We start from the raw sequence: 22,560 nt of genomic DNA on the forward strand, positions 1-22,560 counted from the left end.
TTTTTTATTATATGCAACGACTGGCGGTTCTTGATATGGGTGGATTCGATTACCGGTTTAAAAGACTGCCGACGTACCGTAACAATTCATTTGCCGAAATGGAATTATAACCATATTCATCAATGAGCCTTGCGACGACTTCGTTTATTTTCTTCAAGTGTGTCTCGTCAGGCGTCGCCGATGAAGTTGTGATTTTGACAACATCCTTCAAGTCGGCGAATAATTTCTTCTGGATCGCCTCACGAAGCCGCTCATGGGATTTGTAATCGAACCGTTTGCCTTTTCTTGCATAGGCGGAAATACGGATGAGAATCTCTTCTCGGAAAGCCCTCTTCGCGTTTTCAGAAATTCCGATCTGCTCTTCAATGGAGCGCATCAGCTTCTCATCCGGATTCATCTCTTCGCCAGTAAGAGGATCTTTCAGCTTATGTTTATTGCAAAATGCTTCCACATTATCCAAGTAATTATCCATCAATGTCCGGGCAGACTCTTCATACGAATAGACGAATGCCTTTTGAACTTCTTTCTTCGCAATATCATCAAATTCTTTGCGCGCTATCGATATATAATTCAAGTATTCTTCTTTATCTTCCTTTGATATGGAAGCATGCTGATCGAGCCCTTCTTTTAAGGAACGAAGTACATCGAGCGCATTGATGGCATCCACTTCTTTACGGATGATTGCCGACGAAATCCGGTTGATGACATATCTCGGATCGATGCCGTCCATGCCTTCATTCGGAAATTCCTTTTTCAGCTCTTCCAAATCAGCCGTATTGAAGCCTTCCACATTCTCGCCGTCATACAATCGCATTTTCTTCACGATATCGATGCCTTGCTTCTTTGATATTTTCAAGCGAGTCAACACGGAGAAGATGGCGGCGACTCGAAGGGCATGCGGGGCGATATGCACATGCGCCATATCGCTTTCACGTATCATTTTTTCATAGATTTTCTCTTCCTGGCTCACTTTCAAGTTATAAGGAATCGGCATGACAATGATTCTTGAATGAAGCGCTTCATTCTTTTTATTGGAAATGAAGGCTCGATATTCAGTTTCATTCGTATGCGCGACGATCAATTCGTCCGCACTGATCAATGCAAATCTGCCCGCTTTGAAGTTCCCTTCTTGAGTTAGTGATAAGAGATGCCATAGGAACTTTTCATCGAGCTTCAACATTTCCTGGAATTCCATCATTCCACGGTTCGCCTTGTTTAACTCGCCATCGAAACGGTAAGCGCGGGGATCGGATTCGGAGCCATATTCGGCAATTGTCGAAAAGTCGATGCTTCCGGTCAAATCTGCAATATCTTGGGATTTCGGATCGGAAGGTGTGAATGTCCCGATTCCTACCCGCTTATCTTCCGAGAAGAAGATTCTTTCAACGAGAACATCTTCAATCCGTCCGTCATATTCTTTTTCGAGGCGCATCGTGTTTAACGGAGAGAGGCTTCCTTCGATTCGAATTCCAAATTCTTTGTAGAATTCATCACGTAAATAATCCGGAATCAAATGTAATGGATCCTCATGCATCGGGCATCCTTTAATGGCATAGACAGCACCTTCATCCGTCCTTGAAAATTGCTCCAATCCTCTTTTCAACAGTGTGACAATTGTCGATTTACCACCGCTTACGGGACCCATGAGTAATAAGATCCTTTTTCGGACATCGAGCCGTTTTGCTGCAGGATGAAAGTATTCATTCACTAGCCGCTCGATTGTATCCTCAAGACCGTAAATTTCATTTTCAAAAAAGCGGAATTTTGTATAACCGTTTTCTTTCGTTTCACCATGGCTCTTGATCATTTCATACACTCTCGAATGTGCCGTTTGCGCGACTTCCTTACGTTCCCTTAAGATGTCTAAGTATTCGGCGAAGGTACCTTCCCACTTCAACTTGCTCTCTTCTTCACGGAAATGTTCCAACTTGCGTAAAATATCCATTCATTTCCCTCCATTCAGGGCCTGGTTTCAATCATTGTATGCGAGGAAGCTCTGTAAAATGAGACATACAAAACAATGGACTATCCTATGAGAGACGAAAATCGCCAGAACGGCTCCCTTTCCGCGGGCGTCGCCTCAGCCAATCGAACAGCAAAGGGTTCGATTTGCCGTATTTCTGCGTCCTTTGCAGAAATTAAGGCATCCTCTATCCGATGCTCCCAACGCTACGCTTTTGCTCGCAAAAGCCGTTCTTCGTGACGGCTAGTGCAAAGATGTGCTCGTAACGCTGCGCTTTTACTCGCAAAAGCCGTTCTTCGTGACGGCTTTCGCAGGAGTCTCGCCTTTTCTGGCAATTTTCTAGAGCTTTGTCAAAATAAAAAACCAGCAAAAGGAATAATATATTCCCTTTGCCGGTCCTTTTTAGAGATCAATTGGAAACCCTATAAGTCAGTTTTCCGGATATGTTTTTCTTAGAAATGTTATTGATTGGTTGATGAGCTGTTGCAACACTTCGATGTCGATATCGTCCACTTTATTAATGTACACGCACGCTTTTCCGGTAGTATGCTTTCCAAATTTGGCGAGGAGCGCTTCCCGTTCGGTGTCTCCCGGAGCGAAATAGAGGCTGGTTTTTGCTTTGCGGGGCGAAAAGCCGACTAATGGAGCGTCCCCTTCATGTCCCGTTTTATAAACATAATGGTACGATCCGAATCCGATGATGCTCGGCCCCCACATTTTCGCTTCATAGCCGGTCGTTTCTGTGAAGATGTCCAATAAACGGTAAGCATCCTCCCGTTTTTTCGGACTGTCTACTGCTTCAATAAATTCAATGACACTCGCGTCTGTTTCTTTCGTTTTTTGCTCGTACATTTTTATCCTCCCTCCCATATTTCTGAATGGTGCAATTACTTGATATTGCGCTAAAGTTATACTAACGTTAAATGCATAACGACTCCTTTATTTACCTACTACTATATATAGTTAGCAACAGGAGTGCAAAGAGGAAATAATTTATCTTGACTAGGTAGTTTTTTACTCTATAATTAAAATGATTTTCTACAAAAAAGCGGAGGATGGCGCTTAGCTGCGACAGGCGCTGGAGGGCTGGAACGAAAGGCGCTTTTTGCCTTTTGCTTCAAGACCGAAGCGACCCGAGCAGTTGCCTACCGGAGCTAGATAATACCGATTTTGTCGAAAAAAGGAGTGATATTCGGGTTGGAAAATAAGCTGAAGTTATACGGCTTTAACAACCTCACCAAAACACTTAGCTTCAACATCTATGATGTGAGCTATGCAAAAAGTGAGCGGGAGCAAAAAGATTATATTGCCTATATCGATGAGCAGTACAATTCCGAACGATTGACGAACATTCTCCATCATGTCACGGAAATCATCGGAGCCCATGTGTTAAATGTGAGCAAACAAGATTATGATCCGCAAGGCGCAAGTGTCACCATCCTTATTACAGAGGAGACACTTCCAGTTGCTCTGATCGATGAATCTTGCAATCGTGGGGCAATTGAGATTTTGAAGACCCGGGATTCGGTTGTTGGTCATTTGGACAAAAGCCATGTCACCGTCCATACGTATCCTGAATATCACCCGGATAATTCGATCGCCACTTTCCGTGTCGATATCGAAGTATCGACTTGCGGTGAAATTTCCCCATTGAACGCATTGGATTACCTTATTGGCAGCTTCGATTCGGACATTATCACGACTGATTATCGCGTACGCGGGTTTACTCGGGATGATAGAGGGAAGAAGTTATTTATGGACCATAAGATGACGTCGATCCAAGATTATATCGACAGTGAGACGTTGCAAAAATATGATGCCATCGATGTCAATGTATATCAATCAAATATATTCCATACAAAACTGCTGATCAAAGACATCAATTTACAAAATTACCTTTTCAACACGGATGTGTACGAAATCCCTCCGAAAGAAAGGCTGAATATCACAAACAATTTACGTAAAGAGATGATTGAAATTTTCAGCGGTTCCAACATATACGAAGAGTGAGAGGACGGTGGTGAACATTCTTTCACAAGAGAAAGCCCCGATTATGGAGGCTCTAAACAATTACAAGAAGATGCGGGTCGTTCCTTTTGATGTCCCCGGCCATAAACGTGGCAGAGGAAACGAGGAACTGACCGCTTTTTTAGGTGAGAATTGTATGACAGTGGATGTCAATTCAATGAAACCATTGGATAATTTGATTCACCCTGTTTCTGTCATCCGGGAAGCCGAGGAGCTTGCAGCTGAAGCGTTCGGAGCAAAGCATGCCTTTTTCATGGTGAATGGAACGACTTCAGCCGTCCAAGCGATGGTGATGACAGCATGCAAGGCAGGCGAAAAGATCATCATGCCCCGCAATGTGCACCGAAGTGCTATCAATGCACTCATCTTAAGCGGAGCTGTCCCTGTCTATGTCAATCCGGGTGTTAACAATGAACTCGGGATTCCTTTAGGAATGTCTGTGAAGGACGTTGAGAGAGCAATCCATGAGCATCCCGATGCGAAAGCGATTCTTATCAACAACCCGACATATTATGGAATCTGTTCAAATATGCAGGCAATCACAGATCTTGCCCATCGACATGGAATGCTTGTCCTTGTAGACGAAGCACATGGAACTCACTTTTATTTCAGTGACGACCTGCCTGCTTCCGCAATGTCGGTCGGGGCTGATATGGCTTCTGTCAGCATGCATAAATCAGGAGGTTCATTGACACAAAGTTCATTGCTTTTGATCAATAACGATGTGAGTGAAGGCTATACGAGACAGATCATCAATTTGACGCAAACGACGAGCGGTTCGTATTTGCTCCTCTCCTCCCTCGACATATCGAGGAAAAACCTCGCCCTAAACGGCCAGGACATCTTCCGAAAGGTCGGGGAGATGGCGCAGTACACCCGAGATGAAATAAACAAGATCGACGGCTATTATGCTTTTTCCGAAGAGTTGAAGAACGGCGATACGATTTTCGATTTCGATACGACAAAGCTTTCCGTCCATACACTTGAATTAGGGTTGGCTGGCGTCGAAGTGTATGACATCCTGCGGGATGAGTATGACATTCAAATCGAGTTCGGAGACATCGGCAACATTCTGGCTTACATATCAGTCGGAGACCGCCGTTTGGATCTTGAACGGCTCGTCTCGGCACTCGCCGAAATTAAAAGGCGCTATAGCAAGGACAAAAGTGGTTTGTTCGATCATGAATACATTACACCACAAGTCGTTTATACGCCCCAAAGAGCGTTTTATGCGCCGAAGGAGACTCTTCCTATCAACGACAGTGCCGGCCGTATTGCAAGCGAGTTCGTCATGGCATATCCACCTGGCATACCGATTTTGGCTCCGGGTGAACGGATCACCCCCGAAATCCTTCAATACATCCAGTATTGCAAAGATAAAGGAAGCTTCATGACAGGTACGGAAGATAGTAAAATCGAGCATATCAATGTCTTGAAGGAGGCTGAGCAATGAACTTATGGTTTAAGGAAAATCATTCGCCGAATGTCCAATTTTCGATGAGAGTCATTGAACACCTTTACACCGGGAAAAGCGAGTATCAGAAAATCGATGTGCTAGAAACAGCTGAATTCGGTCGAGTTCTCACATTGGACGGTTACGTCATGGTCACTGAGAAGGATGAATTCATTTATCACGATATGATCACCCATGTACCGATGGCAACCAATCCTGGCATTAAGAAAGTGCTCGTCATCGGGGCCGGTGACGGTGGCACGATCCGTGAACTGACGAAATATGATTCCATCGAGCATATCGACATGGTTGAAATCGATGAGATGGTCGTTGATGTATGCAGGGAGTTTATCCCCCAAACCGCGAGTAAACTCGATGATCCACGTGTACATCTCCATTTCGAGGACGGCTTGAAATTCGTCCGTTCGCGCAATGATGAGTACGATTTAATCATCGTCGACTCTACGGACCCTTTCGGACCGGGAGAGGGCTTATTCACAAGGGAGTTTTACGGCAACTGCTATAAGGCGTTGAACGATGAAGGCATTCTTGTCAATCAACACGAAAGCCCTTTTTACGAGGAAGATGCGCTCGGTATGCAACGGGCGCATAAGCGGATTATCGGGTTCTTCCCAGTATGCAAAGTGTACCAGTTGCACATTCCGACATACCCTTCGGGACATTGGCTGTTCGGATTCGCCTCCAAAAAATATGATCCTATCAATGATTTGGATGCAGATGCTTGGAATCGGCTCGGTTTGCAAACGAAGTATTATAACACCGACATCCACGTCGGCTCGTTTGCATTGCCGAACTACGTAAAGGAGCAATTGGAAGATGTTGAATAAAAATATTGAAACGTTCATCGGCTGTGACAATGAATATGACGAATCGGGCATCGTCGTTTTCGGTGCCCCTTTCGATTCAACTACGTCATTCCGCCCGGGCACAAGATTCGCCAGCAAAGTGATGCGCGGTGAATCATTCGGAATCGAAACGTACAGTCCTTACCAGGACAAAGATTTGGAAGATATCAACGTCTATGATGGCGGAGATCTTGAGTTGAGTTTCGGGAACACGGAAAGAGCTCTTGGTCAAATTGAGGAGTATACCCGGAAAGTAGTACAGGACGGAAAAATCCCTTGTATGATCGGCGGGGAGCATTTAGTGACGCTCGGGTCGGTCCGAGCTGTGGCGAAACAATACCCCGATTTGCATATTGTTCAATTCGATGCTCATGCGGACTTGCGAGATCATTACCTCGATGAGAAACTTTCCCACGCAACGGTCATCCACCGTGTATGGGATATCGTCGGAGATGACCGGATCTTCCAATTCGGCATCCGCTCCGGAGACCGAAGCGAGTTCCAATGGGGCAAAGATCGAGTTTTCACAAACAAATTCAACTTTAATGGACTAGAAGATGTCGTTGAAAGATTACAAGGGAAACCAGTTTATCTGACAATCGATTTAGATGTATTGGATCCTTCCGTCTTCCCTGGCACGGGAACTCCAGAAGCGGGCGGTGTCAGCTTTATGGAATTGCTGCAAGCGATACTGACGGTTAGCGGCCTCAATATAGTTGCCTGCGATGTCAATGAACTGTCTCCGATCTATGATCAAAGCGGTGTGTCGACAGCGGTCGCTTGTAAAGTGCTTCGCGAACTATTATTGGCAGTACAAAAATAATTATTGGTGGTGTTTTGATTGGGTAAAGCGTTAATCATTGGAGCAGGTGGAGTAGCAAGTGTAGTTGTGCATAAATGTGTACAAGTACCAGATGTATTTGAAGAAATTTGCATCGCGAGCCGTACAAAATCGAAATGTGATGCGTTGAAGGAAAAACTTGACGGCGGCCGTACGAAAATCCAAACGGCACAAGTCGATGCAGACAATGTCGACGAATTGGTTGAACTAATCAACAGCTTCAAGCCTGATATCGTCATTAATGTCGCATTGCCGTACCAAGACTTGACGATCATGGATGCATGCCTTGCAACTGGTGTCCACTACTTGGATACAGCGAACTACGAGCCACTCGATACAGCGAAATTTGAATATAAATGGCAATGGGCATATCGCGAGAAATTCGAAGAAGCCGGCCTTACTGCAATCCTAGGCTGCGGCTTCGACCCAGGCGTAACTGGCGTCTTCTCCGCTTATGCGCAAAAGCATTATTTCGATGAAATCCATCAGATTGATATTGTGGACGCAAACGCTGGAGACCATGGCTATCCTTTCGCGACAAATTTCAACCCGGAGATCAATATCCGCGAAATAACGGCGAACGGCCGCTATTGGGAAAACGGTGAGTTCATCGAAACTCCGCCACTTTCCGAAAAACGTGTATACGATCTGCCTGAAATCGGTCCTAAAGATGTTTACCTTCTCTATCACGAAGAGTTGGAATCACTTGCACAAAATATTAATGGAATCAAGAAAATCCGTTTCTGGATGACGTTCTCCCAAAACTACTTGACACACTTGAAAGTGCTTGAAAATGTCGGAATGACTTCGATTGAGCCGATCAACTTCGAAGGACAGGAAATTGTTCCATTGCAGTTCCTGAAGGCGGTTCTTCCTGACCCTGCTTCCCTCGGGCCGCGCACAAAAGGGAAAACAAACATCGGTTGTATTTTCCAAGGAACGAAAGACGGCGAGGAAAAGACGTATTACGTCTATAACGTATCCGACCATCAGGAATGCTATCGCGAAGTAGGTTCCCAAGCGATTTCCTACACGACTGGCGTACCAGCGATGATCGGCGCGATGCTATTGCTGAAAGGCGAATGGAAAAAACCTGGTGTTTATAACGTTGAGGAGTTCAATCCGGATCCATTCATGGAAGCTTTGAACGAATACGGTCTTCCGTGGCAGGAAGATTTCAACCCAGAGCTAATCGATTGATAGGAGGCGCGCAACAAATGAAGTTGAATTTCGATCCACATGCAGTCCCCTCCCCTTCGTATGTAGTCGACGAAAAGCTATTGATTAAAAACCTTGAACTGCTGAAGTCGGTAATCGATAGGACAGGCTGTAAAATTCTTTTAGCTCAAAAAGGCTTTTCGATGTTCTCCGTCTATCCGCTTATCGGGCAATATTTAGACGGGGTGACGTCAAGCGGATTATTGGAAGCGAAGTTAGGATACGAAGAGATGGGGAAAGAAGTGCATACGTACTCCCCTGCCTTCACTGAAGCTGATTTTGAAGAGATCCTATCGTACTCCGATCATCTCGTGTTCAACTCATTTGATCAATGGAGACGTTTCAGAGATAAAGTGAAAAACTACCCGAAGCCGATTGAGTGCGGCATTCGGATCAATCCCGAGTATTCGGAGATTGAAGTGGACATGTATAATCCTTGCTTCACTTTTTCGCGTTTCGGCGTGACGCTAGAGAATTTCGAACCGGATGAGCTGGAAGGGATCAGTGGCTTGCATTTCCATACGATGTGCGAACAGAACTCCGACACGCTCGCCCGTACGATTCAAGTCGTTGATGAAAAGTTCGGCAAGTATTTGAAAAACATGAAGTGGATTAATTTCGGCGGTGGCCACCATATCACACGTCCCGATTACGATGTTGAAACACTAATTGAATCCATTATGTTCATGAAGGAAAAGTATGGACTTGATGTGTATTTGGAACCCGGTGAAGCGATTGCCTTGAACACCGGTTTCCTCGTAACGACTGTGTTGGATACGTTGCATAACGGAATGCCGCTTGCCATTTTGGATACTTCGGCTTCCTGCCATATGCCCGACGTTCTCGAAATGCCGTACCGCCCCGAAATCGTCGGGGCGGGACTGCCGAACGAAAAAGCAATCACCTACCGTTTCGGCGGACCGACATGCCTTGCGGGGGATGTCATCGGAGATTACTCTTTCGACCAGCCGTTGACGCCTGGCGATAAGCTTGTCTTCTGCGACATGGCGCATTATTCTATGGTGAAGAACAACACATTTAATGGGATGGAACTGCCTGCGATTGTGTTGAATACGGTTGAGAATGGTCCGAAAGTGATTAAAGAATTTGGTTATGAGGATTTTAAAGAGCGTTTGTCGTAAAAATAAAGGGTTACCCGCTTTTAAACTGTACCCTTTGTAAAGGACATTTTAAAAAAGCCTAGGCAGTTTTAAGAAGATGATCTCTGTATTGAACAGGGGTCATCTTTTTTAAATCCCACTGATATCTATAATTGTTGTAATACCCCATGTAGTCTTTAACTTCCCGTTTAAGTTCGTCAAGGGTCTCACAGGGCTTTATATTTGCCTCATCCTTAAAATGCCCAAAAAAAGACTCCTGCGGGGCATTATCCCAACAGTTGCCCCTTCGGGACATTGATTGACCCAACTTATACTTCTTGACCATCTTTTGATACACGGGACTAGTGTAGTGACTCCCTTGGTCAGAGTGGATAAAGGCACCTTCAGCCAGTTTGATCTTTTTATTCTTCCTTAAGTTCTTTAGTGTGTCGGTTGCGATGTCAAGTGTTATCCGATCTGAGACCTGATAGGCTAAAATTTCATTTGTAGAAGCATCTTTAATGGTTGATAAATAAGCCTTTTTACTATTCCCATAAAATAAATACGTGATATCGGTTAGAAGGACTTTACAAGGAATTCCCTGTTTGAACTGCCTGTTAAGCAGGTTAGGCACAACTTTGTGTTCCTGAGTTGCTTTCATAATTCGTTTGTAAGGATTAGCCCTTCTGATGGGACATTCAATGTTATACTTTTTCATAATCCTTCTAATTCTTTTCAAATTGTAGACAACATTAAACTGGCCTTCCAATGTCATTTTGATTTGGCGAGCCCCTTTTTTACGGTTTTTAAATTTGAATGCTTTTATTATGGTATCCCTAACAGCTTCGTCTTTCTTGTCTTTTTCCTTTCTACGCTCGATGGCCTGGTCTGAGAAAAAATTATAATAGCCAGAACGTGATACTCCTGCGGTTTTTACAAAGGTAACTAACCATGTTTTCTACTTTGTATTTATCGATGACAGACCGGATAAGGTTAAATTTTTGATTCGGTGCCAATGTCAATTGTTCTTCTTTAGTCCCCTCTCGGCGAATCGTATCTTTTTTAATAATTCATTCTCTGCTTTCAATAAGTTATTTTGTGCTTCTAGTCGATCATATTTTTCTTCAATAGAAAGCTCTCTATCACGAGGCCTTCCTGAGTTTCCAATCCTTGTATCACGAAGACCCAGTACACCGTCTTTACGATAGGCTGCCTTCCATCTTCTCGCTGATGCATGAACCCGCTTTATTCCAATAATCTCTATATCAAAACCACAGTCCTCAAATATCTCCCTAGGAAACTTTCCTTTACCGAATTGATCAATAAAAATTTGTTTGAATTCATCAGTATAAGTAATACCTTTCCTGCTAACAGTTTTTACATAAGGATTTTTACATAGTATCTCTATCTCTTTTTCTGTAAATAGTTTCTTACTCATGAAGTTGTTCCCCCGTTCCAGATTATCTATTTAATTGTACAAAAAAAGACCCTGTAGAGTAGACTTTTTTAAAGTGTCTACTCTACAGGGTACAGTTTACTTTCTTGGGGTAACCCTTTATTCTATTTAAGAGCTTTGTGGTGCGTACGTGAAGTTTTGTATATTTGTTGAACCAAAGATGACTAAAAGCAATAAGACAATTAAGATGACTATGTTTATGAATGAAGTTCCTGAAAAAGATGTTGTATCTGACATATTTATCTCCCCTGTCCTTTATTCATGCGCTTTTGAATCCCATCAAAAATTTCATCGATTGTAATATCTCCATTTTCATTTAAGAAATCCGCCATTTTATTACTATTTTGCGAGTCATTTTGGAAAGCGCCGATTAATGAGACCGTAACAGTGGGGCTGTTACGATAAAGTAGTACAGAATCCACTTTAAGTTTGCCCAATAATAGAAGTGATGCTGCGATTATCTCTAAGTCTTTTCCCTTTAGTAGGTCGTTTAGGGTATACGATGAATTGACTTTTTCATGATTATTCCTTTTATACAACTTATACACTTCCTTTTTCGGTGAGTAACGTAACCCCATCATATTTCATTATATGAGATGACAATCAAAAAAGTGTGTACCCCTATTCTTACCTTGTTTAATCAAAATAAAAAAGCCCGGAATACTGCTATTGTAAGCAGTCTCCGGGCTTTTTCGCTATTATTCTTTACTAAGCAGCATTTCAAGGACGTCTTCAGACACATATGTTTTATTACCGCCGATCAACTCAGGAGCTACTGTGAATTGTTGGAGGCTTTTATTGTATCCGTACATTTTCTCTCCTCGAGTGATTGTAAAAGTGACATTCCCTTTCGTGAGAAGCGCTCCATTCGTCTTCGGCTGGGACAGTACGTAGTAGCCGAGCCCTTCCGAAACTTTACGCAATGGAATCATCTTCACGCCATCTTTCATGTAATGGTCGTTTTCGATAATGTCCAAAACAGACTCTGGAACGGCTGTACTTTCCTCCGCCTCTTCGCCCTGTTCCTCCTCGTTCAATGGATCAAGAGCAATGATTTTAGTTGGAGGTGTTTGTGGCGGCAAGCTTCTCGTCGTAATTGAGTAAAACACGACCAATTCTTTGCCTTTCAAATCGGCCATTTCAACTTTTTCGCCTTGCTTGTTCAATAAAATCGTCTCTTCTCCAATGTTCAGCTTCAATTCTTTGTCCAAGCTGAGGAAATCTTTATCAAACTTCCCTACTTTCACGTTGCCAGGCTTTTCTTCATCGATGACGAAAAATAGTTCGGGTGTAATTTGAGCTGGATAAATCAAGATCATTGGCTTGTTTTTATCATAGTAAGCTTCCACTTTCATATTCTTTTTCAAGTCTGCAGGTTTCATTTCATTTGTAGTACCGCTATTGAATAGGAGCGTCTTCTTTTGGATGCGGAAAATAGTGATGAGCTCTTGATCATTTTCGACAGTTACCATCAGATCGTTTTCCCTATTTTCGATGTTCGTAATTACACCTGTCGTTCTTACGAAATCAGTAGCGTCCTTCACTTCTTCACTTTCCGTCTGAATCACATCCTCGTTTGCCTGAACTGCATAAGGATACAAAGCGCTTCCTGCCAATAATGCCGTTAATGCCACTGCTCCAATTTTCTTCATGTTCTCTCTCCTCATTTCGAGTATTCAATGAATCAGACGGAGCATATTGGTAAAAGTTACATCAATTTAACGGGGTCACTTTTTCATCTCGTCCGGCCTTTATTCCACAAATGAAGAATAACAGTGAACCGACGAGTAAAATGAGCATCGGAATTTTCCAAGATGTGGTGACGTCATGAAGAAGTCCAAATAGCACTGGACCCGTGGCTGCTAGCATGTAACCCGATGATTGCGCCATGCCCGATAACTCTGCAGCCTCTGTATGCGTCTCTGTCCGCAGGGTGAAAAACATCATCGCCAACCCGAACGATGCCCCGCCTGCAATGCCGATTGAGATCATCCATAAAGGAATGAATGATAAATCCCCGGCGTAAACACCGCCATAGCCGATCAAGTATAATGCTGAAGTACCGATGACGAGCATCCGTTGATCTTTCATTCTTCCTGCAAGTATCGGAATGATGAACGTCATCGGCAATTGTGCGACTTGTAAAAGAGAAAGCATCCATCCCGCCTTCTCGACTGTCATTCCATCAGAAACGAGCATTTCGGGTAGCCATGCCGATGTACAGTAAAACAGCAACGACTGCAACCCCATGAAAAACGTAACTGCCCAAGCAAGCGGAGAACGCCATAAGAAATTTGGCTTCTCCGCCGATGTTTTGTCAAGTTTCGGTTGCACGGATCGTTTGTTTTTCAGCTGCGGCAACCATAGTATGACTGCCAGCATGGACAAGGCAGCCCAAACCCCTAACGCTCCTTGCCAACCGAAATCAGTATTGACGACGATCGGTGCACTAATTCCCGAAGCTGTCGTCGCTGAAATATTCATAGCGACTGAATAAATCCCTGTCATTACCCCGATATGTAATGGGAAGCTAAATTTTAATAAAGCAGGCAATAAAACATTGCCGAACGCGATTGCGACACCGATCAGGAATGTCCCGACTACTAAAAATAAAATAGAACCTGCCGAGCGGATGACAATCCCGACCGTTAATAGACAGAGAGCGACAAAAAGAGTCAATTCCATGCCAAATCGCTTTGATAGTTTCGGTACAAACGGAGATATGAATGCGAACGCCAATAGAGGGATTGTCGTCAAGAAGCCTGCCAGTACATTTGAGATTTCTAAGCTATCTCGTATCGGGCCGATAATCGGTCCTACAGAAGTTAAAGGCGAGCGTAAGGTTGATGCTATGAAAATAATGCCGATGATTAATAACCATGTTTTATTCTCGAATCTATGTATTGGTAATTTGCTTTGATTTCCCTCAAGCTTCATCGTGTCGTCTCCCTTACTGTGTACATGTTCTACGAGCATACCACAATGGGCGCTCTATCTGAACAACGTCAAAAACGGATCTCCTTGTTCCGTGAGATCCGTTTTTCATTCTATGAAAAAGTTATATAGTCGTTGGCACGAGCAAAATGGATGTCAGTATCGTAACGGCCTGATCGATTTCCTCTTCAGTCACAGTTAATGGCGGCAGCATACGGATGACGTTGGAACCGGCCTGCACAACGAGTAGTCCCGCTTCTTCCGCTTGGCGAATGAAAGGCGCGACGTCTTCCTTGCAATCTATTCCGATAAGCAATCCGTTGCCCCGGATATCAAATCGTTCAGGTGGCAGGCACTCTTTCAATTTTCGAATCATAGCATTGGATTTTTCTTGGACATCCTTGAGGAAATCCTCTGCGAAAACATGATCCACTACGGTTTGGGCAACCGCGACAGCGAGCGGGTTCCCGCCGAATGTAGTGCCGTGCGTTCCGGGGCCGAATGAATCGAAGAGTTCTGCCGTTCCGAGCATCGCTCCAATCGGGAAGCCCCCGCCCAATCCTTTAGCGAGTGTCATAATATCCGGTTTCAATCCTGTCTGCTCGTATGCATAACGGGTACCGGTCCTTCCGATGCCGGTTTGCACTTCGTCGACAATGCATAAAATCCCTTTCGACTTGCAAATGTCCGAAATGACGGAAGCAAATTCTGGCGTGACGGCATGAATGCCCCCTTCACCTTGGATCACTTCCAGCATGATGGCCGCCACATCATCATCGATAGCAGCTTCCAGTTTCGCAGGATCATTGAATGGCACCGTCTTGAACGTTTCAAGCATCGGGCCGAAACCTTGCTTTATTTTCTCCTGGCCCGTTGCAGCCATCGCTCCGAATGTACGGCCATGGAATGATTGATCAAAAGTGATGATTGTCGATTTTCCCGTATGCTTTCTCGCGAGTTTAATGGCCGCTTCGTTCGCCTCCGCTCCGCTGTTGCAGAAGAAGCTGTGTGAGAAATGCGTTTCTTTCATTAGGGATTCAGCGAGTTTTTCCTGTTCGGGGCTTTCGAATAAATTCGATACATGCCAGAGCTTTTCGCTTTGAGCCTGTATCGCCTTGACGATTGCCGGATGCGCATGACCCAAGCTGACGACAGCGATGCCGCTTGTGAAATCGAGGTACTTCTTGCCGTTCGCATCTTCCACGACTGTCCCCTCGCCTTTTACAAGATGCACCGGTCGTCGTGCATAATTGTTGAATAACGTACTCAACTGAAAACCTCCTCCAGTCCGATTGTTGTGCCTGCCAAATGCTGATCGACAATTTGGACGGATGGCACGCCCGCATCCAAGCAGTCCATTGCGGCATGCACTTTCGGTATCATGCCACCGTATATGTCCCCGACTTCAATCCAGTTCGTTATTTTGCCTGGCGAGGCGGATGTTTGTATTTTATTCCCAATCATGATCCCCGGTGTATCGGTCACAAACACGAGACTTGTCGCATGAATTGCAAGCGCGACTTTGTTCGCAACTGTATCAGCATTAATATTGAGCGGCTTTCCGCATTCGGTTGCACCGATACAAGATATGACAGGAACGATTCCAGCTGCTAACAACTTCTCAAGCAATCCTTCGTTCACCGCTTGGATATCACCGACGAAGCCGTAATTTTCTTCATCCAGCAATGTACAAGTTAGCAGCTTGCCGTCGAATCCACTCAGTCCAACTGCATGGATGTCTGCACGATTCAATTGGTGGACGAGTGATGGATTCACGTCGCCGATCAATACATCTTTCACGATGGAGATTGACCTTTCACAAGTAACGCGTATTCCATTGATGATGTTGGACTCAATGGCATTCTTTTGCAACGCCGCATTAATGGAAGGCCCGCCGCCATGGACGATGACGATTTCCTTGCCTTCACTTTGCATTTCGTGAAACTTCTTAAAAAAACCGCTTTGCAACCCTTCGAGCATGCTGCCCCCAAGTTTAATGACAATCCGCTTACGATCGATATGAAGCATTGATTTGGACGTAGTCATATGTCAAATCGCACCCCCATGCTATTCCATGCCCATTTCCTTTATTCAGCCCGACAAAGATCTTCACTTCCGGCTGTTTTAAATAAAGGAGCAGATCCTCTTCCGAGAAGTTGACCGGCTCGCCGTCCGTGACAACTGTCGTGTCACCAATTTTAATCGTAATTCCTAATGGATCGACAGACGCTCCGCTATACCCGACCGCTGCGATGACCCTTCCCCAGTTCGCATCGCAACCGAATACTGCCGTTTTGACGAGGGGAGATCCGACGACCGTCTTGGCGATTTTTCTCGCTTCCGTATCGTTTACCGCGCCATCCACTTCCACTTCAATAAGCTTCGTCGCCCCTTCCCCATCTTTTGCAATCATTTTTGCCAAGTCTTGAGCAACTGCATGCAAAGTTTTGTTAAAGGATTCCCAGTCGGGATGTGCTGGAGTTAATGGTTTGTTTTCAGCCATGCCGTTCGCAAGCACGAGGACCATGTCATTCGTGGAAGTGTCCCCATCCACGGTAATCGAGTTGAACGTCATATCGGTCACTGATTTCAACGCTTCCTGCAAGTGGCCGGAGTCGATTTTAGCATCGGTCGTAATGAAACCGAGCATTGTCGCCATATTCGGTTCGATCATCCCCGAACCTTTCGCTGTTCCCGCGATGATGACTTCCTTGCCATCCACTTCCGTACGGTATGTCACGTTTTTCATGACGGTATCTGTCGTCAGAATCGCTTGTGAAAAATCGATAGATCCCTCAAGGGTACACGTTGGCTTCAGCTGCTCAATCCCTTTCAGCACAGGTTCCATATTCAATTTCTCTCCGATGACACCTGTTGACGCCACTCCGACCAAGTTCGGAGCAATCCCGAATTGTTCTGCCGTTTTTTCCTGCATCGTAAGTGCATCGATCATGCCCTGTTTCCCGGTGCATGCATTCGCGTTGCCGGAATTGACGATGACCGCTTGCATTTTCCCGGTTTGGTACACAACTTCCTTCGTCACCAAAAGAGGAGCTGCCTGGATGGCGTTCGTCGTAAAAACACCCGCCACGCTTGCAGGGACTTCACTGAGCAATACCGCCAAGTCGTGCTTCTTATGCTTCAGTCCGCAATGGATGCCGACCGCTTTAAATCCTTTCGGTGTTGCAATATTCTTTCCTGAAATGCGTTTCAATTGTTGAACAGCTACCACCATACCAATTCCTCCTCTTAAATGAATAATGGAACATGCGTCAAACCTGTCGTTTCATCCAAGCCAAATTGCACATTCATATTTTGAACCGCCTGCCCGGCAGCCCCTTTCACCAAGTTGTCGATGACCGATACGATCGTAGCCCGGTTCGTTCGTGGATCCACTTTGACATGAATATCACAATAATTTGAACCGGCCACTTGCTTCGTACAAAATTTCACCGATTCATTCATGACCCTTACAAAAGGCCGTCCCGCATACGTTTCTTGTAAACAATTGATAAGTTGCTCTTCCGTAACGCCGGCGTTAACTGGCGCATAACTTGTAGCCATAATGCCCCTCGTCATCGGAACGAGATGTGTAGTAAACGTCACCGGAGTTTTTTGACCGCCAAACTGTTCAATCCCTTGTTCAATTTCCGGAATATGCTGGTGCTCATGAATTTTATAGATGGAGAAGTTTTCATTCGTTTCACTGAAATGCGTCATCGGTCCCGGAGTGTTCCCGGCTCCCGACACACCGCTCTTTGCATCGATAATGAGTGCTGATGCATCGATCAGCTTTTCTTTGATCAATGGCAATAATGAGAGAAGCACTGCAGTCGGATAGCATCCAGGGTTCGCAATAAGCTGCGCGTTCCGAATTTCTTCATAATTCCATTCCGTCAATCCGTATGTGCTTTGCTCCACCGCTTCAGCTGGTGCAGGTGTTTTCTTATACCAACGTTCGTACTCTGCAAAATCCTTCAACCGGAAATCTCCGGATAAATCTATCAGTCTCGGTCCACTGCCGATGAGTGGCGGCAGCAATCGGCTCGTCACTCCGGCCGGCGTACTGGCAAATATGACGTCGTAGTCGATCAACTGTGCATAATCGATTTTTAGAAGAGGTTGATCATACAGATTAGATGTATGCGGAAACTTGCTAGAAAACAAAGTCCCTTCCTCAGATGAAGTGAATAAATCGAGTTGTTCGACTTCTGGGTGATTATGCAATAAGCGGATCAATTCTAGTCCACCGTACCCGGAAGCACCGATGATTCCTATCTTCATGTCCCCACCCCTTTTATCGTTAAAATTAGTATACGTATGCATAAATATAAAGTCAACTGTATTATTATAAATTATGAGCAGAATTTCTTCACGCCTTCAGAATTGGAGTTTTGAATTGGAGGAGATTATGTTATACTATCGTTATTATCAGGTACTAATATTAGGTGATAGTTTTTACCGAGGAGGTCACTATGGAAGATTTATTGAAGCTTAAAGGGAAGAATATTGTCGTAATGGGCGTGGCGAATGAGCGAAGCATTGCATGGGGCGTAGCGAAGTCCCTATTTGATGTCGGGGCGAACGTGATTTTCACGTATCGCAAAGAACGTTCACTTGCCAAGCTTGAGAAAGCATTGGAAAGCAATGGATTGGAACCGAAAATGATCGTCCAATGCGACGTGAATGAAGATGATAGCATTAAACATGCATTCACATTGATCGGCGAAACGCTCGGCACAATCCACGGAATCGTCCACTCGATTGCTTTTGCACATGCAGAAGATCTGCGGAATGACTTTGTTGAAACGACGAGAAGCGGTTATGCATTCGCACAAGATTCAAGCTCCTACTCCCTCATTGCAACCGCAAGAGAAGCACGTAGGTTCATGACAGAAGGCGGCTCAATCATCACGATGAGCTATTTAGGTGCTGAACGTGTGCTAGACGGATACAATGTTATGGGTGTAGCAAAAGCTGCGCTTGAAGCGTCTGTCCGCTACTTGGCGAATGATTTAGGGAAAGAAGCGATCCGTGTCAACGCGATCTCAGCAGGCGCTGTCCGTACCCTTTCCGCGAAAGGTGTTCCTTCTTTCAATACGATTTTGGGGCAAATCGAAGAAAAAGCTCCATTGAAGCGCAATATTACAAATGAGGAAGTCGCGAAAATGTCAATTGCGATGTTAAGCGATCTTTCAAGCGGTGTAACCGGAGAAGTCATTTACGTCGATGGTGGCTACAATATTATGGGATGAAAAAAAGGAGCTTTACGGCTCCTTTTTTTTGTTGTTTAAATGGTGGAAAGTAAGGTTTTGAGTAAGTCGTTAGTCCCGAAATGACCATATGTGTTGGGAAATGATCGATATTTTTTGGGAAATAATTGATATCCTTTCCTGATTGATTGATATCTCTTGGGAAATGAACGATAACTTCCCGGAAATGAACGATAAATTTTTCTAACGATGCGATGATGGATTGGAAATCATTAGAAACATTTCATTATACAAAACGTCATTGTTCATGAGGTGAAATTTATGAAAAAGAAGCCGATTTACGTTGAAATAGAGATTGATTCACATATAGATGATGTTTGGAATGCATCACAAGATCCGGACTTGCATTCGCAATGGGATTTGCGATTTTCATCCATCACCTATTTGCCGAAAAAAGACGATGAGCCGCAAAGGTTCACCTATTTACGAAGCGTCTCTCCCCTTTTCACCGTCGAAGGCTGGGGGAAAAGTACGGGGACATTCAATAAAGGCGATGGCACCCGGTCGTCATCCCTGCATTTCGGAACAGATCAATGGTTTTCGCCGATCAAGGAAGGAAAAGGGTATTGGAAGTATGAACCCCAACAAAAAGGGACGAAATTCCTTACGCAATATGATTACGATGCGAATTTTGGGTTGATTGGAAAAGCGTTTGATGCATTCGTCTTCCGCCCGATCATCGGATGGGGCACCGCTCTCAGTTTCGATGTATTGAGAAGATGGCTTGAAAAAGGGGAATCTCCCCGTTCCCAATACTTCCGTTTTTTCACGACGTATGGGCTCGCTATGTTGTTCGTATTCGTTTGGTTCTATCATGGTCTACTTCCAAAAATTATCGGCATGCATCCGGAGGAAAAAAGGATGTTGGCGAGTACACTGCCATTTGACGACCCAACAATTACAGCCATCATGATTGGCATTGGAATTGCTGAAGTGCTGTTCGGTGTTCTATGGCTGATTTATAAGAGGAAAAAACATTTATTTACCTTGCAGCTAATCATCTTTCCACTTCTCACAATTGCGGCGATGATAGCGGCGCCTGAAGCGGCCATCCATCCATTCAACCCAGTGACGTTCAATCTGTCGCTGTTTGTCCTCTCCCTCATTGGGTATTTCAATAGCGATTGTCTACCGACGGCAAAAAGCTGTAAAAGGAAAAGGTGAGTATGTTGTCCATTTATAAAAAAGTTCTTGGTGAAGATTTTGACAGATTGCAACCGATGTTGCAAAAGCGTTATGACCTACCCGATGGAACCACATTTGAAGCAACCGGCACGATGAAAGAAATTAAGGGAGGACCTAGATGGCTATATCCCCTTTTTCGGCTCGGTGTCAATTGGAAGTTGCTGTTCCCGGAGCGAGGAAACAACATTCCTTTTTCAATTACAAACACGTCTCGCCTTGGAACGAACGGCGAGAGCCAAATCCATTGGGAGCGCATCTTTCATTTCGGTTCGACAAAGCGCTATTTCAATGCGTTAATGAGTTTGGATGAAACTCGCCTTGTAATAAAAGATTATCTTGGGGAACCTCCATTGGTCTATTCCGACTTGGCTTTCGATGTTTCGAATGATGGCTCGTTGACGATCCAGTCATTGAATCAACGCCTCGTTCTCGGGAAAATCGAAGTGCCGTTACCGAAACTTTTGCAAGGTCTAGCGACAGTGACGGAACGTTATGATGAAGTCGATGCCGTTTACCGAATTAGCGTAACCGTCCGGAATCCATTGATTGGCCATGTCTTTTCCTATGAAGGGGAGTTTGTGCAAAATGCGTAAATTCGTGCTTATTCATTTTTTATTGTTTATGATCATCGCTGTTTTCAGCAAAGACCCGTGGCCCTATTTATTGTTGACGATTGCGCAAATCGTCTATGTACCGATAGCTCTTCGCTTTGTATTGAAGCGCGGAGAGTGGTTTTCGAAGCTCTATTATTACATTTCGATTCCCGCCTATGTTTCGGTTGCGATCATTCAACTATTTTCACCCGATTGGTCCGCGATTCCCGCTATCATCTATTTGGCCTTCACGGTTTTCATTGCATTGTATGGACTGTCTAGATTTTTGCGCCGCGGATTTACAAGTATCGAGGAGTTTTCAATCGACCTCGGGATGATGTACATAGCGCTCGGCGGCGGTTGGTATTTTGCCTACGTCGCAGATATTGATACGGGATTCACTCCTTTATTGACGTGGCTTACCGGTATTCATTTTCATTACTCCGCCTTCTTGTTGCCTGTTTTTATCGGATTGCTCGGGAGGCTGCATAAGCCGCGCTCCTATTCGTTTTCTACCATCCTATTATTGGCTGCGCCGATGGTAGTGGCAATCGGTATCACCTTTTCACGATGGATTGAGTTGTTTTCTGTACTACTTTACATCGTAGGATTGGCGGGAATGATTGCGATTGCTTGGCGCGCCATATTTGCAAATCGTGTGCAAAAATGGCTTATCGTCATTTCATTCACGTCTCTTGGTCTGACGATTTTGTTCTCGCTCCTTTACGTACTCGGAAACGGCTTCGGGCTCACTTCCATTACGATCGACTTCATGCTTCGTTTTCATGGTGTGTTGAATTGCGTCGTCTTTGCGTTGTGTGGAGTTGCAGGATGGCTGTTGTCCGTTCCTGCTTCCAACTATAAAGAACCAACCTTCCCGATTAGTAGGTTGAAAGGAAAACAGCGGGTTGAACAGCTTGGTGCACCAGGACAGCATAGAGGATTTGTCGATGACATGAAACGCTTTGGAATAAGCAAGGTTTCGCCGCGTATTGTTGATTTTTACGAAAACACGATTGATTACCGGTTGTTTTCCACTGTACATTGGCGAAAGTGGTTTAAACCTTTTGCTTATCTCTATTCATTGATTAGCAGGAAGACGGAGCAGATCAATCTGCCACTCCATCAGAATGAAGTGGAGATGACTGGCGACGTTATTACGGTTGAACCTGGTTTAGATGGCAGACCTGATGCCCGTGCATGGATCCGGAAGGTTGACGACAGCTTTGCATTCATCGCCCTTTATTCCTATCATCAGTCTGTCACAGGCAAGGAGTATATGAATATTGCTTTGCCGTTACCTTTTTCGACGATGACCGGTGTTTTGGAACTGATTGAGCAAGGCAATGACTTGCAATTGACGAGCAAGAAAACCAATCCCGAATCAGACGCTGGAATCTATTTGACGACGAGATTCGGAACGTATTTCAAGCTGCCGCTGGAGGAAAACTTCATTGTCCGGGAAGAGTCGGATGGTTCCATGACCGCGAAGCATGAAATGTGGATTTTTTCGATACCTTTTTTATCGATTCATTATAGAATTCAAAAGGCATGACAAAAGCCAGAGGAAATTGGCACTGACATAAGAAATTGAGACAAATAAAAACACCTTACGTTGAAAAACGGGTATTGACCCTTAATACAACAACG

Annotated in this window: 20 protein-coding genes and 1 pseudogene; 10 read left to right on the forward strand and 11 right to left on the reverse strand. The window is 44.6% G+C overall.

The annotated features are described in order from the left end of the window. Nucleotides 1-49 precede the first annotated feature (49 nt). Together AB1K89_RS17490 and AB1K89_RS17495 are read right to left on the reverse strand one after the other, a co-directional pair. Nucleotides 50-1,945, reverse strand: coding sequence for a PrkA family serine protein kinase (locus tag AB1K89_RS17490; RefSeq protein WP_413055975.1), 1,896 nt, complete (start codon nucleotides 1,943-1,945; stop codon nucleotides 50-52). A gap of 447 nt (nucleotides 1,946-2,392) precedes the next feature. Beyond that, on the reverse strand, nucleotides 2,393-2,815 hold the full coding sequence (locus tag AB1K89_RS17495) for a DUF1801 domain-containing protein (RefSeq protein ID WP_413055976.1): 423 nt from the start codon (nucleotides 2,813-2,815) through the stop codon (nucleotides 2,393-2,395). Between the two features lie 345 nt (nucleotides 2,816-3,160). On the opposite strand from AB1K89_RS17495, the gene speD reads away from it, so the two are divergent. From speD to nspC, 6 genes are read left to right on the forward strand one after another with little or no spacing between them, the layout of a single operon-like run. Continuing rightward, nucleotides 3,161-3,973, forward strand: a complete 813-nt coding sequence (speD, locus tag AB1K89_RS17500; protein WP_413055977.1) for an adenosylmethionine decarboxylase — start codon at nucleotides 3,161-3,163, stop codon at nucleotides 3,971-3,973. Between the two features lie 43 nt (nucleotides 3,974-4,016). Further along, entirely contained in the window at nucleotides 4,017-5,444 is a 1,428-nt protein-coding gene (locus tag AB1K89_RS17505) for an aminotransferase class I/II-fold pyridoxal phosphate-dependent enzyme (protein WP_413055995.1), read from the forward strand. Next, on the forward strand, nucleotides 5,441-6,292 hold the full coding sequence (gene speE / locus AB1K89_RS17510) for a polyamine aminopropyltransferase (protein WP_413055978.1): 852 nt from the start codon (nucleotides 5,441-5,443) through the stop codon (nucleotides 6,290-6,292). Before AB1K89_RS17505 ends, speE begins: the two co-directional genes overlap by 4 nt. Next, nucleotides 6,282-7,133: an agmatinase gene (speB, locus tag AB1K89_RS17515; protein ID WP_413055979.1), complete on the forward strand. Its 852-nt coding sequence runs from the start codon at nucleotides 6,282-6,284 to the stop codon at nucleotides 7,131-7,133. The genes speE and speB overlap by 11 nt, the downstream gene beginning before the upstream one ends. A gap of 18 nt (nucleotides 7,134-7,151) precedes the next feature. Next, nucleotides 7,152-8,351 carry a saccharopine dehydrogenase family protein gene (locus AB1K89_RS17520; protein WP_413055980.1) on the forward strand — a complete coding sequence of 400 codons (1,200 nt, stop codon included), beginning with the start codon at nucleotides 7,152-7,154 and terminating at the stop codon, nucleotides 8,349-8,351. A 17-nt stretch (nucleotides 8,352-8,368) separates the two neighbouring features. After that, nucleotides 8,369-9,511, forward strand: coding sequence for a carboxynorspermidine decarboxylase (nspC, locus tag AB1K89_RS17525; RefSeq protein WP_413055981.1), 1,143 nt, complete (start codon nucleotides 8,369-8,371; stop codon nucleotides 9,509-9,511). Nucleotides 9,512-9,569: 58 nt separating this feature from the next. Here nspC and AB1K89_RS17530 read toward each other — a convergent pair. The 9 genes and pseudogenes from AB1K89_RS17530 to argC form a co-directional block, all read right to left on the reverse strand. Beyond that, nucleotides 9,570-10,907: pseudogene (locus tag AB1K89_RS17530) on the reverse strand (IS3 family transposase). A 126-nt stretch (nucleotides 10,908-11,033) separates the two neighbouring features. After that, nucleotides 11,034-11,162, reverse strand: coding sequence for a hypothetical protein (locus AB1K89_RS17535; RefSeq protein ID WP_413055982.1), 129 nt, complete (start codon nucleotides 11,160-11,162; stop codon nucleotides 11,034-11,036). Between the two features lie 2 nt (nucleotides 11,163-11,164). Next, nucleotides 11,165-11,464 (reverse strand): hypothetical protein, encoded by a 300-nt coding sequence (locus AB1K89_RS17540; protein WP_413055983.1) that lies wholly within the window; start codon nucleotides 11,462-11,464, stop codon nucleotides 11,165-11,167. A gap of 159 nt (nucleotides 11,465-11,623) precedes the next feature. Further along, nucleotides 11,624-12,577 (reverse strand): stalk domain-containing protein, encoded by a 954-nt coding sequence (locus AB1K89_RS17545; RefSeq protein WP_413055984.1) that lies wholly within the window; start codon nucleotides 12,575-12,577, stop codon nucleotides 11,624-11,626. A 61-nt stretch (nucleotides 12,578-12,638) separates the two neighbouring features. Then, complete coding sequence (locus tag AB1K89_RS17550) at nucleotides 12,639-13,862, reverse strand: CynX/NimT family MFS transporter (protein ID WP_413055985.1); 1,224 nt, start codon at nucleotides 13,860-13,862, stop codon at nucleotides 12,639-12,641. A gap of 121 nt (nucleotides 13,863-13,983) precedes the next feature. Next, nucleotides 13,984-15,129, reverse strand: coding sequence for an acetylornithine transaminase (gene argD / locus AB1K89_RS17555; RefSeq protein WP_413055986.1), 1,146 nt, complete (start codon nucleotides 15,127-15,129; stop codon nucleotides 13,984-13,986). Further along, nucleotides 15,126-15,905: an acetylglutamate kinase gene (gene argB, locus AB1K89_RS17560; RefSeq protein WP_413055987.1), complete on the reverse strand. Its 780-nt coding sequence runs from the start codon at nucleotides 15,903-15,905 to the stop codon at nucleotides 15,126-15,128. Before argB ends, argD begins: the two co-directional genes overlap by 4 nt. Beyond that, a complete protein-coding gene (gene argJ / locus AB1K89_RS17565) occupies nucleotides 15,868-17,094 on the reverse strand; it encodes a bifunctional ornithine acetyltransferase/N-acetylglutamate synthase (protein ID WP_413055988.1) in 1,227 nt (408 codons plus the stop codon). The genes argB and argJ overlap by 38 nt, the downstream gene beginning before the upstream one ends. A 14-nt stretch (nucleotides 17,095-17,108) precedes the next feature. Beyond that, a complete protein-coding gene (argC, locus tag AB1K89_RS17570) occupies nucleotides 17,109-18,143 on the reverse strand; it encodes an N-acetyl-gamma-glutamyl-phosphate reductase (RefSeq protein WP_413055989.1) in 1,035 nt (344 codons plus the stop codon). 191 nt (nucleotides 18,144-18,334) lie between these two features. On the opposite strand from argC, the gene fabI reads away from it, so the two are divergent. From fabI to AB1K89_RS17590, 4 genes are all read left to right on the forward strand, one after another. Beyond that, nucleotides 18,335-19,114 carry an enoyl-ACP reductase FabI gene (gene fabI / locus AB1K89_RS17575; RefSeq protein WP_413055990.1) on the forward strand — a complete coding sequence of 260 codons (780 nt, stop codon included), beginning with the start codon at nucleotides 18,335-18,337 and terminating at the stop codon, nucleotides 19,112-19,114. Between the two features lie 279 nt (nucleotides 19,115-19,393). Further along, the gene (locus AB1K89_RS17580) at nucleotides 19,394-20,296 is read left to right on the forward strand and encodes a DoxX-like family protein (protein ID WP_413055991.1); all 903 of its coding nucleotides are present in this window, start codon (nucleotides 19,394-19,396) and stop codon (nucleotides 20,294-20,296) included. Between the two features lie 2 nt (nucleotides 20,297-20,298). Continuing rightward, a complete protein-coding gene (locus tag AB1K89_RS17585) occupies nucleotides 20,299-20,910 on the forward strand; it encodes a DUF4166 domain-containing protein (protein WP_413055992.1) in 612 nt (203 codons plus the stop codon). Continuing rightward, the gene (locus AB1K89_RS17590; protein ID WP_413055993.1) at nucleotides 20,903-22,465 is read left to right on the forward strand and encodes a YndJ family protein; all 1,563 of its coding nucleotides are present in this window, start codon (nucleotides 20,903-20,905) and stop codon (nucleotides 22,463-22,465) included. The genes AB1K89_RS17585 and AB1K89_RS17590 overlap by 8 nt, the downstream gene beginning before the upstream one ends. The last annotated feature ends 95 nt before the right edge of the window (nucleotides 22,466-22,560 follow it).

Origin of the sequence: Sporosarcina pasadenensis (assembly GCF_047228845.1) — a bacterium.
Lineage (GTDB): Bacteria > Bacillota > Bacilli > Bacillales_A > Planococcaceae > Sporosarcina.

Bases quoted from the DNA above. Each gene is read 5' to 3' on its own strand.
- AB1K89_RS17490 (WP_413055975.1), bottom strand. From the start codon at position 1,945: ATGGATATTTTACGCAAGTTGGAACATTTCCGTGAAGAAGAGAGCAAG.
- AB1K89_RS17495 (WP_413055976.1), bottom strand. From the start codon at position 2,815: ATGTACGAGCAAAAAACGAAAGAAACAGACGCGAGTGTCATTGAATTT.
- AB1K89_RS17505 (WP_413055995.1), top strand. From the start codon at position 4,017: ATGGAGGCTCTAAACAATTACAAGAAGATGCGGGTCGTTCCTTTTGAT.
- speE (WP_413055978.1), top strand. From the start codon at position 5,441: ATGAACTTATGGTTTAAGGAAAATCATTCGCCGAATGTCCAATTTTCG.
- speB (WP_413055979.1), top strand. From the start codon at position 6,282: ATGTTGAATAAAAATATTGAAACGTTCATCGGCTGTGACAATGAATAT.
- nspC (WP_413055981.1), top strand. From the start codon at position 8,369: ATGAAGTTGAATTTCGATCCACATGCAGTCCCCTCCCCTTCGTATGTA.
- AB1K89_RS17535 (WP_413055982.1), bottom strand. From the start codon at position 11,162: ATGTCAGATACAACATCTTTTTCAGGAACTTCATTCATAAACATAGTC.
- AB1K89_RS17545 (WP_413055984.1), bottom strand. From the start codon at position 12,577: ATGAAGAAAATTGGAGCAGTGGCATTAACGGCATTATTGGCAGGAAGC.
- AB1K89_RS17550 (WP_413055985.1), bottom strand. From the start codon at position 13,862: ATGAAGCTTGAGGGAAATCAAAGCAAATTACCAATACATAGATTCGAG.
- argB (WP_413055987.1), bottom strand. From the start codon at position 15,905: ATGACTACGTCCAAATCAATGCTTCATATCGATCGTAAGCGGATTGTC.
- argJ (WP_413055988.1), bottom strand. From the start codon at position 17,094: ATGGTGGTAGCTGTTCAACAATTGAAACGCATTTCAGGAAAGAATATT.
- argC (WP_413055989.1), bottom strand. From the start codon at position 18,143: ATGAAGATAGGAATCATCGGTGCTTCCGGGTACGGTGGACTAGAATTG.
- fabI (WP_413055990.1), top strand. From the start codon at position 18,335: ATGGAAGATTTATTGAAGCTTAAAGGGAAGAATATTGTCGTAATGGGC.
- AB1K89_RS17580 (WP_413055991.1), top strand. From the start codon at position 19,394: ATGAAAAAGAAGCCGATTTACGTTGAAATAGAGATTGATTCACATATA.
- AB1K89_RS17585 (WP_413055992.1), top strand. From the start codon at position 20,299: ATGTTGTCCATTTATAAAAAAGTTCTTGGTGAAGATTTTGACAGATTG.
- AB1K89_RS17590 (WP_413055993.1), top strand. From the start codon at position 20,903: ATGCGTAAATTCGTGCTTATTCATTTTTTATTGTTTATGATCATCGCT.